The sequence below is a fragment of the Enterobacter sp. RCC_40 genome (assembly GCF_041360735.1).
Classification (GTDB): domain Bacteria; phylum Pseudomonadota; class Gammaproteobacteria; order Enterobacterales; family Enterobacteriaceae; genus Enterobacter; species Enterobacter ludwigii.
Map to the genome: position 1 here is coordinate 23,037 of NZ_JBFUPR010000012.1, position 10,363 is coordinate 33,399.

General features: G+C 54.0%; 8 protein-coding genes. All 8 read left to right on the forward strand.

What is annotated here, in order from left to right; genetic code table 11:
* Positions 1 to 19: 19 nt before the first annotated feature.
* Entirely contained in the window at positions 20 to 1,567 is a 1,548-nt protein-coding gene (gene tssC, locus AB6731_RS22480; protein WP_371006826.1) for a type VI secretion system contractile sheath large subunit, read from the forward strand.
* Positions 1,568 to 1,585: 18 nt separating this feature from the next.
* Entirely contained in the window at positions 1,586 to 2,923 is a 1,338-nt protein-coding gene (gene tssK, locus AB6731_RS22485) for a type VI secretion system baseplate subunit TssK (protein WP_371006827.1), read from the forward strand.
* Positions 2,920 to 3,573: a type VI secretion system protein TssL, short form gene (tssL, locus tag AB6731_RS22490; protein ID WP_371006828.1), complete on the forward strand. Its 654-nt coding sequence runs from the start codon at positions 2,920 to 2,922 to the stop codon at positions 3,571 to 3,573. Before tssK ends, tssL begins: the two co-directional genes overlap by 4 nt.
* Positions 3,574 to 3,576: 3 nt before the next feature.
* Positions 3,577 to 5,301 (forward strand): OmpA family protein, encoded by a 1,725-nt coding sequence (locus tag AB6731_RS22495; protein ID WP_371006829.1) that lies wholly within the window; start codon positions 3,577 to 3,579, stop codon positions 5,299 to 5,301.
* Between the two features lie 4 nt (positions 5,302 to 5,305).
* Positions 5,306 to 5,797, forward strand: coding sequence for a type VI secretion system effector Hcp (hcp, locus tag AB6731_RS22500; RefSeq protein WP_371006830.1), 492 nt, complete (start codon positions 5,306 to 5,308; stop codon positions 5,795 to 5,797).
* 170 nt (positions 5,798 to 5,967) lie between these two features.
* A complete protein-coding gene (gene tssH / locus AB6731_RS22505; protein WP_371006831.1) occupies positions 5,968 to 8,628 on the forward strand; it encodes a type VI secretion system ATPase TssH in 2,661 nt (886 codons plus the stop codon).
* A 4-nt stretch (positions 8,629 to 8,632) separates the two neighbouring features.
* Positions 8,633 to 9,265: a hypothetical protein gene (locus AB6731_RS22510; RefSeq protein WP_371006832.1), complete on the forward strand. Its 633-nt coding sequence runs from the start codon at positions 8,633 to 8,635 to the stop codon at positions 9,263 to 9,265.
* A gap of 550 nt (positions 9,266 to 9,815) precedes the next feature.
* Positions 9,816 to 10,363: contractile injection system protein, VgrG/Pvc8 family (locus AB6731_RS22515; RefSeq protein ID WP_371006833.1), on the forward strand; the 548-nt coding region annotated here is incomplete at its 3' end.

Consider the following 10,363-nt stretch of genomic DNA (forward strand, 5'->3'; position numbering starts at 1 on the left):
TAACGGATTAATAAGGAATATGTTGATGTCTGTAAAAAATGAGAATGCCGTGGGTAACGAGAGCGTAGTGCTTGAACGTCCTGCAGCAGGCGGGGTATATGCGTCCCTGTTTGAAAAAATCAATCTTAACCCTGTCTCTGAGCTAAGTGCGCTTGATATCTGGCAGGATGCACAGGCGATGTCGGATGCAACAGCAGACGAACGTTTAACTGCCGGCATGAAGGTGTTCCTGGAATGTCTGACAAAAGCGGGCTCAAAAGTTGAGAAACTCGACAAAAACCTGATTGACCACCATATCGCGGAACTGGATTACCAGATCAGCCGTCAGCTTGATGCTGTTATGCATCATGAAGACTTTCAGGCGGTAGAAAGTCTGTGGCGCGGTGTGAAATCTCTTGTCGACAAAACCGATTTTCGCCAGAACGTGAAAGTTGAACTACTGGATATGTCTAAAGAAGACCTGCGTCAGGACTTTGAAGACTGCCCGGAAATCGTCCAAAGCGGGCTGTATAAACATTCATATATTGATGAGTATGATACCCCCGGTGGTGAGCCGATTGCTGCGCTGATTTCCGCTTACGAATTTGATGCGTCTGCGCAGGATGTAGCCCTGCTGCGCAACATCTCTAAAGTGTCTGCTGCTGCACATATGCCGTTTATCGGTTCTGCCGGCCCGAAATTCTTCCTGAAAGACAACATGGAGGACGTGGCGGCCATTAAAGATATCGGTAATTACTTTGACCGCGCTGAGTACATCAAGTGGAAATCCTTCCGCGAGACGGATGATTCCCGCTATATCGGTCTGGTCATGCCGCGTGTACTGGGGCGCCTGCCTTATGGTCCGGATACCGTACCTGTGCGTAGCTTCAACTACGTCGAAGAAGTGAAAGGTCCGGATCATGACAAATACCTGTGGACCAACGCCTCGTTTGCCTTTGCATCCAACATGGTACGCAGCTTCATTAACAACGGCTGGTGTGTACAAATTCGTGGCCCGCAGGCCGGTGGCGCCGTTCAGGACCTGCCTATTCATCTGTACGACCTCGGTACCGGCAATCAGGTAAAAATCCCGTCTGAAGTGATGATCCCGGAAACCCGCGAATTTGAGTTCGCGAATCTGGGCTTCATTCCACTTTCCTACTACAAGAATCGCGATTACAGCTGTTTCTTCTCGGCGAACTCCACGCAGAAGCCGGCCACGTATGACACCGCTGATGCTACTGCCAACAGCCGCATCAACGCCCGTCTGCCTTACATCTTCCTGCTGTCGCGTATCGCGCACTACCTGAAGCTCATTCAGCGCGAAAACATCGGTACCACTAAGGATCGTCGTCTTCTCGAGCTGGAGCTGAACACCTGGGTTCGCGGTCTGGTGACGGAAATGACCGATCCCGGCGATGAGCTGCAGGCGTCCCACCCCCTGCGTGATGCGAAAGTGGTGGTGGAAGATATCGAAGATAACCCGGGCTTCTTCCGCGTGAAGCTGTACGCCGTACCGCACTTCCAGGTGGAAGGGATGGACGTCAATCTGTCTCTGGTTTCTCAGATGCCGAAAGCCAAATCGTAAGGCGAGGGGAAATCAGGGATGAAAATTTATCGCCCGCTTTGGGAGGATGGGGCAGCTCTTGCCCCACAACAGTTCCAGCAGCAGGCACGCTGGAGTGAGCATGTTGCCGACATGGTCGCCCGAATGGGAATTTCGCATCCCTGGGGTGTGGTTGCGGCTGAATTTGATGATGCCGCACTGGTGCTCTCGCGCCTGAATGCCACCCGTCTGGTGGTTCGTTTTCAGGATGGCACGATTGTTGATACGGGCCTGGCGGATAATCTTCCGCCGGTCTGTGATTTATCCGCCGCAAACGGTTCTGAGGCTGTTGACGTGGTTGTCGCACTACCCCTGCTGAGCGCCAGTGGCGGCAACCTCGATAACGGGCAGGACAGTGAACGCCCGCGTCGCTGGAAAGCCGAACGTATAGTGGTGCAGGAACTGGCTGGCCATGAAAGCGGAGAACTCGCCATTCTGCGTAATGCGCTCACCCTGCGTCTGTCCAGTCAGGAAAACACGGCCTGGCTGACCTGCCCGGTGGCACGTCTGGTGCGTAATGCGCAGGGACAGTGGAGCAGGGACCCGGCTTTCATCCCGCCGATGCTTTCCGTTTCTGCAAGCCCACTGCTGACCACCGAACTGGGCGACCTGGTGGTCCGGCTGCAGGCCCGCCGCCGACGTCTGATGGCGATGCGTCGTGAGAGCAATGAGCGGATGGCCGACTTTGCGGTTGCGGATGTATCCCTGTTCTGGCTGCTTAACGCCCTGAACAGCGCCGAGCCGGTGCTGACGGAACTCCTGCAGACACCTGCACGGCACCCGGAACTGCTGTATCGCGAACTGACCCGTCTGGCCGGCAGCCTGCTGACCTTCTCACTGGAGCACGATGCCGGAGACATTCCTGCTTATCAGCACGATACACCGGAACGGGTATTCCCACCGTTGTTGGCACTGCTCGATAAGCTGCTGGAAGCGAGCCTGCCGTCGAGAGTAGTGAGTATCCACCTCGAACATCAGGACCAGATCTGGAAGGGTGTCCTGCACGATGCGCGTCTGCGCGAAGGGGCGGACTTCTACCTCTCCGTACGCTCCACCATGCCGAACCATGAACTTCAGACGAAGTTCCCGCAGTTGTGTAAAGCGGGCAGCTTTGATGATGTTTCGGATGTAGTGAATGTGGCCCTGAGCGGGATGATTATCAAGCCTCTGACGCATGTTCCGGCCGCTATCCCGTTACGTCTTGAGAACCAGTATTTCTCTCTTGATCTCAGTACTCAGGCGGCAAGAGCGATGCTTGAAATGGGCAACTGCACCTTCTATACCCCGCGTTCGCTGGGGGATGTGAACCTTGAACTCTTTGCGGTGCTGCGCACATGAATAAATCCGAACTCAGCCAGTTAGAACGTATCTTCTACCCTGGCTGGCTGATGGCCAGCCAGCTACGCGGTGGGCAGGAAGTCCGTGATGGAGAAGTGCTCTATCGCCGGGCCAGCCGTCTGGTGCAGGAGGCGAAGATTGCGCTCACGGAGGCAGGCTACAGCAATATCAGCCGCGACCATATGGTGTATGCCCTGTGTGCACTGCTTGATGAGAGCGTGATGAACAGGGGAACCACCGATGATGGATACCTGACCTGGCGGCGTGATCCGTTGCAGGCACATTTTTTTGGCACCCTTAATGCCGGGGAGGAACTGTGGGAACGGATCCGGAACCTGCTGAAAGAAACCGCCCCTGATGCCGCCGTCCTGACCTGCATGTACCGGACCCTGCAGCTGGGGTTCGTTGGTCAGTATCGCGCCCAGGACGACGAGCGTCGCGAGGATATTGTTCGCGCGCTCGCTGAACGGGTACCGGCCTTCACGTTGGCACAGGACGCCCCCATTGTTTCCCGCGCTTCACGCCTGCGCAGCGGCCGTCGGTGGTACTGGCTGTCCTGGATTGCGGCCACTGTTGCCCTGGCGGCTCTCTGGTTCTTCCTTTCGTCTTCGCTTGCCGAGCTGGTAAGCCAGACTGTCAGGCCGGGGTAAGCGATGCGGGATGTGTACCGAAGTCTGTTAACTGCCCTGGGTGCCGTGCTGGCGCTATGGCTCATCCTGGGATTCTGGCCACTGTCCACGGGCAGCCGTGTGGCACTCAGCATGCTGGTTGTTCTGGTGTCCGGGGTAATGTTCTGGCGTCAGCATCAGGCTTCTCAGATCCGCGTCACCGCTGTCCGGGGGATTATGGATGAAAACCTGCCGCCGGAAGATTTTCAGGGGGCGGTGATCCTCGCCTGTGGTGATAACGTCCTGCTGTTTATGTCTGGATACCGTCACCGGGAAACCCGACAGGGCTGGTATTTATGGGTGAAGGATGCGGAACAGCTGCCTCTCCTGGCACAGCACCTGAGTCTGGTTCGCCCGGCCCTGGTATCGCAAATCTCCGTCATGCTGGCGGTGGTACCCGAGCTACACACATCCGGTGATGATTTTACACAGTCGCTGCGGGGATGGCAGCGTGCTGTCGTCCAGTGCCGTGCGGCATTCGGCACGATCCCTCCACTGTGGAGCGTGACCTGGGTATCGCCACCAGCGGCCTGCACGGATGCAGAGTCCGTCTGGTTTACCTCCGTAAGTCAACGGAGCGGTATTCAGGTATATCAACCCGGTCAGGGAAATATGTCACTGACGGAATGGACCCGCGAGACCGAAACAGACGGACGACTTTCCCGTCTGAGCCAGAGCCTGTGGCTGGACAGTCTGCTTGCCTGGCAGAGTTGTGCGGTCAATGACCTGCTGTCGGTACGACAGGGCGAGCTGCCGGTGATGACGCCCTGCGTGCAGGGCATATGTATGGCGCCGGTGAGCGGTATCGCAGGCAATCTCTGGCAACAGCACATCACCGCCGTGACGGCGCTGCCACCGGATACTGCCGTTACCTCAGACCCCCTTCCGCTGCCTGAATTACTGCTGGCGGCGTTACCGCGCCGACGTGGCGTCAGCCGCAGGATGGTGTTCTGGCGTTATGCCGGGCTGCTGGGGGGCATTTTCCTTGCGCTGGCTATGCTGGCGTCCTGGGTGAACAACCAGCGCTTGATCCGCAATGTCAGCGACCATCTTGCATTATACCAACATCTGACCGGCACACCGGCTGCGCCGAAATTGCGGGCGCAGCAGCGGTTGCGGGCTGATCGGGCATTGCTGGACGACTGGCAGCGCCGTGGGGAGCCGCTGCGTTATCGCCTGGGTCTGTATCAGGGACTGCGGCTGGTTCCGCCTGTTGAGGCAGCCATCAGCGACTGGGCACCTCCGCCACCGCCTCCACCGGTCATTAAGAAAATCATTCAGGGTCCGAAAACCATTCGACTCGACAGTATGTCGTTGTTTGATTCCGGTAAATCGGCGCTGAAGGCCGGGTCAACCAAAATGCTGGTGCATTCTCTGGTCGGCGTTAAGGCGAAACCGGGCTGGCTGATTGTCGTGTCCGGACATACCGATAACACCGGCAATCCGCAACTGAACCAGACGCTGTCACTGAAACGTGCTGAAGCGGTGCGCAACTGGATGCGTGACACCGGCGATGTGCCGGAAAGCTGTTTTGCGGTGCAGGGCTATGGCGAAAGCCGTCCTGTCGCAACCAACGACACTGTGGAAGGGCGTGCGCTCAACCGTCGTGTCGAAATCAGTCTGGTACCGCAGGCCAATGCCTGTCAGATACCGGGCAAACACCCGGCGCCATCGCAGGATGATGGCGCATCACAATTAAATGGAGAGTAATTCCATGGCAATTCCTGTTTATCTTTGGCTGAAAGACGACGGCGGTGCGGACATTAAAGGGTCTGTAGACGTCCAGGATCGCGAAGGCAGCATCGAAGTGGTCGCTCAGGAACATAATCTGTACATCCCTACCGATAACAACACCGGCAAGCTGACTGGCACCCGTATCCACACGCCGTTTCTGTTCACCAAAGAAATCGATTCGTCCAGTCCGTACCTGTACAAGGCTGTGACCACCGGTCAGACCCTGAGATCTGCAGAATTCAAGTGGTACAAAATCAACGATGCGGGCCAGGAAGTGGAGTACTTCAACACCAGACTGGAAAACGTGAAAGTGGTGAAAGTAAATCCTGAAATGTATGACATCAAGGATCCTGCAAAAGAGAAGCACAACCACCTTGAGCGTATAGAACTGCGTTACGAAAAAATCACCTGGACCTACAAGGACGGCAACATCATTCATTCCGATTCCTGGAACGAACGCGCCACCGCGTAAGTCACGAAGCGGACAGGGCTTTTCTGTCCGCTTTTTTGCCGAGCGTCTGTCATTACGGGCGCTGAGCAAAGAACCCCACAATCTGCCTGCCCGACTGTATGCGCTTTGGTCCCCTGAACGGGAAGCAGCGAAGGGCGGTAGCGTGCCCGGAGCCATCAAGAGAGAGAAAAATGGAAAATCCAGCCATCCTGTTACGTCGTCTGAATCCGTACTGTGCCCGCGCGATGGAAGGGGCGGCTTCACTCTGCCAGACCCGTGCCCATGCAGAAATCCTGCCTGAGCACTGGCTGCTGAAATTGCTGGAGCAGGGGGAGGGAGACCTGACGGTACTGGCACGTCGCTACGAGTGGGATATGGACAGCATCTGGCAGGGTTTGCTCGGCTGGCTGGATAATCAACCGCGTTCGGTGCGCACCCGCCCGCAGTTATCCGCCGAGCTTCAGAAACTGATGCAGGAAGCCTGGATGCTGGCTTCGCTGGCAGGTGAAGAGCACATCCGTAGCATTCACCTTCTTATGGCGCTGACGGAAAATCAGCGACTTGCTCACTGTGACGGGCTGTGGCCTTTGCTGACGCTGGGCCAGAGTCAACTTGCACGCCTTCGTCCTTTGCTGGATGCGCAGTCAGACGAACGCCCAGAGGTGCAACACGAAGAGCAACTGGCACAAGAACATGGTGGTGAAGTGGAGTTTGTCGGCCGTCCGGTCGGTGCAGAACTGAGAGAAGGCGAACTCAGCCCGGCGCTGCAGAACGCACTGGATAAATTCACCCTCGATGTCACCGCCAAAGCTAAAGAGGGCAAGATTGATCCGGTGTTCGGGCGTGATACGGAAATCCGTCAGATGGTCGACATTCTCTCGCGCCGTCGTAAGAACAACCCGATTCTGGTCGGTGAGCCGGGCGTGGGAAAAACCGCGCTGGTGGAGGGGCTTGCATTACGCATCGCCGGGGGCAACGTACCGGAAGCCCTCAAGCAGGTTGTTCTGCGCACGCTTGACCTCGGTCTGCTGCAGGCGGGCGCGGGCGTGAAAGGAGAATTTGAACAGCGTCTTAAAAATGTCATCGATGCTGTGCAGCAATCGCCAGTGCCGATTTTACTGTTTATCGATGAAGCTCACACTCTTATCGGTGCCGGTAACCAGGCGGGCGGGGCAGATGCGGCCAACCTGCTAAAACCTGCGCTGGCTCGCGGCGAACTCAGAACCATTGCTGCCACCACCTGGTCTGAATATAAACAATATTTTGAGCGCGATGCCGCGCTGGAGCGCCGCTTCCAGATGGTGAAAGTGGACGAACCGGACGACGATACCGCTTGCCTGATGCTACGTGGTCTGAAATCGCGCTATGCCGAACATCATAATGTGCATATCACTGATGACGCGGTCCGTGCCGCGGTCACGCTATCTCGTCGCTATCTAACCGGTCGTCAGCTGCCTGACAAGGCCATTGACCTGCTGGACACCGCCGCTGCCCGCGTGCGTATGAGCCTCGATACCGTACCCGAACAGTTGACCCGCATTCGCGCGCAGATGACCTCGCTTGAAATGGAGAAGCAGGCGCTGCTGGAAGATATCGCCGTCGGCAACAAGGGCCATGGTGGTCGACTGACCGCCATCGAGCGGGAAGAAAATACCCTTATCATTGCACTTGATGAACTTGAAACCCAGTACGGCCAGGAACTGAAACTCACCGAACAACTGCTGGAATGCCGTCAGGATATATCCCGCCAGAGTGAGGCCCATAAGCTGCAGCAAGCGCTGAATGGTATGCAACACGACAACCCGCTACTTTCCGTTGATGTGGATGTGCGTACCGTGGCCACCGTTATTGCCGACTGGACAGGCGTGCCGCTGTCTTCCTTGATGAAAGACGAGCAGACTGAACTGCTGAGTCTGGGAAACGAAATGGGCAAGCGCGTGGTCGGCCAGGATAGGGCGCTTGAAGCCATCGCCCATCGCCTGCGTGCCGCGAAAACCGGGCTTACGTCGGAGAACGGCCCTCAGGGGGTATTTCTGCTGGTTGGCCCGAGCGGTGTGGGGAAAACCGAAACAGCGCTGGCGCTAACCGATGTGCTGTACGGCGGCGAAAAGTCGCTGATTACCATCAACCTTTCTGAATACCAGGAGCCGCACACGGTTTCCCAGCTGAAGGGCTCGCCTCCGGGCTATGTCGGTTATGGCCAAGGTGGCATTCTGACCGAAGCGGTGCGCAAGCGTCCGTACAGCGTGGTGCTGCTGGATGAAGTGGAAAAGGCGCACCGCGACGTCATGAACCTGTTCTACCAGGTCTTTGACCGCGGCTTTATGCGCGACGGAGAAGGGCGAGAAATCGACTTCCGTAATACCGTAATTCTGATGACCTCCAACCTCGGCAGCGACCACATCATGCAACTGCTGGACGAACAGCCGAAGGCCAGCGAAAGCGATCTACAGGAACTGCTGCGCCCGATTTTACGTGACCACTTCCAGCCGGCGCTGCTGGCCCGTTTCCAGACGGTGATTTACCGCCCGCTACATGAGGCTGCCATGCGCACCATCGTGGAAATGAAACTCACGCAGGTGAGCAGGCGCCTGAATCGTCATTACGGCCTGACCACGCAGATTGATGAGAGCCTGTATGACGCGCTGACTGCCGCCTGTCTGCTGCCGGATACCGGCGCGCGTAACGTTGACAGTCTGCTCAATCAACAAATTCTGCCTGTGCTGAGTCAACAACTGCTGACTCACATGGCCGCGAAACAGAAACCAACGTCTCTGACTATTGGTTGGAGTGAGGAAGAGGGTATCGGGCTGGAGTTTGATGTGCGCTCTGGTTCTATAATTGATGGGTAGTGATATGGACAGCGCAAAAGAGATTGCCAGAGATATGCTTGAGGCCATTAATATCGATGGATCCGGTTTTGTCGGCGCCGTGGCTAAAGGCGTTATTTCCTTACCCGTTAGCTTTGCCTATCTTGGCTATGATTTTATAGACACTGAACACCGCAGAGAGAATCAGGATGATAAATTTCGGTTAGCAAGGCTGATCAAAACTATCACTTTTGATAAAGAAACTGTTTATAACATCATCAAGCCATTTATCGATGATTTCATCTCCCGGGTTGATATATCTGCTATCGGTCTTCAAATTACTGGCAGTAGTGTGGGGAAAGCACTTTTTTCACAATTGACCGGCGTGCAGCTAGGATATGTGATTTCGGATCGAGCAACAACGGCACTGTTTGCGGGGACTGTCATTGGATCATTACTTTCGATTGGTGCAGAAGCATCACGTGCTATTTATACGTCACGATATTTACGAGGCAGGAATCCTAAAATTTATTATAAATTAAAAGGTATGGGGGATGTGGATCTTTTATATTTTCTTGTTGAAGATACAGTAAAACCATTTGAAATGGCATGCGCCATTGGTGAATGCAACTCAGAAGAGTTTAATGAGATTTGTAAATGCTTTTTTGGTGACTTATGAATTTTAAAAGCACTATTATTTTTGTCATTTTTAAGGGTGTTTGTGCTGTTGGTGCAACTTTAGTCCTTGTGGGACTCATTATGTCTTGTTGGTTCTTTTTTGTATCAGAGCAAGAGAACAAATTCTACTGGGGAGGGCTGGCTTTTGTTGTTACATGCGTTGGATATGTAATCTATCTATATGCATTCCCAAAAATTCATAAGAAATGGGAGGACCATTATTAGTTTTATTAGGCACCTGGTTTAAATTGGACGTTATGAACATAAAAGATTTCATACTTATCATTGTTTCACGGATCATTGCCAGCATCGGGATGACACCAGGAACTATCAGTATAGTTTACTCTGTATAATGCTACTTCTTTTCTGCCAATCCTTACCGCTTTATTCCAGGTGGGGAAGGTGTAGTGGACTTGCTCATAGGCTATGGACTTTATAAACTCGCCCTGAAATATATTTATGTTGAGTGGAAGCATTATAGATAGTATTCATCATACTGTGGAGTTTGATTTTATTCAATATCATTCTGGCCCGGGACAGGAGCTATAGGAATGGAAGATATATTTAAAATGACAGAGGGTATCCTTAATCGCTATAAACTCGATATTCCTTCCTGTCCTTATCCATTAGATGTGGAACGTTTTGACGGTTTAGAACAAATGAGTGCTCTTTATCATTATACTATTCGTTTTACCAGTTCACATCCGGACATTACGGCTGAAATGATGTTGAGTAAAACCGTTACGCTGAGCATGGGGGTGGGGGAACTATTTAATTCTATGGTCGGTAAAATTGTTCATGGTGTAGTGACAAATTTCCGACGCCTGACCGGTTCACGCGATCAGGTTACATATGAAATTATTCTGGAACCTTTTATATCCTTACTGGACAAGCAGTTTCGTACTCACCGTTTCTTCGTCAACAAATCAGTGCCGGAAGTGGTAGAGCAAATTCTTGGCGAGCATGGTTTGAAGGGGTGGGAGTATGAATTCAAGCTTAAACAAACTTACCCAAAACGGGAACAGATAAACCAGTACCAGGAAAGTGACCTGGAGTTTATCGAACGCCTGCTGGCCGAGGTGGGAATTTTCTACTTCTT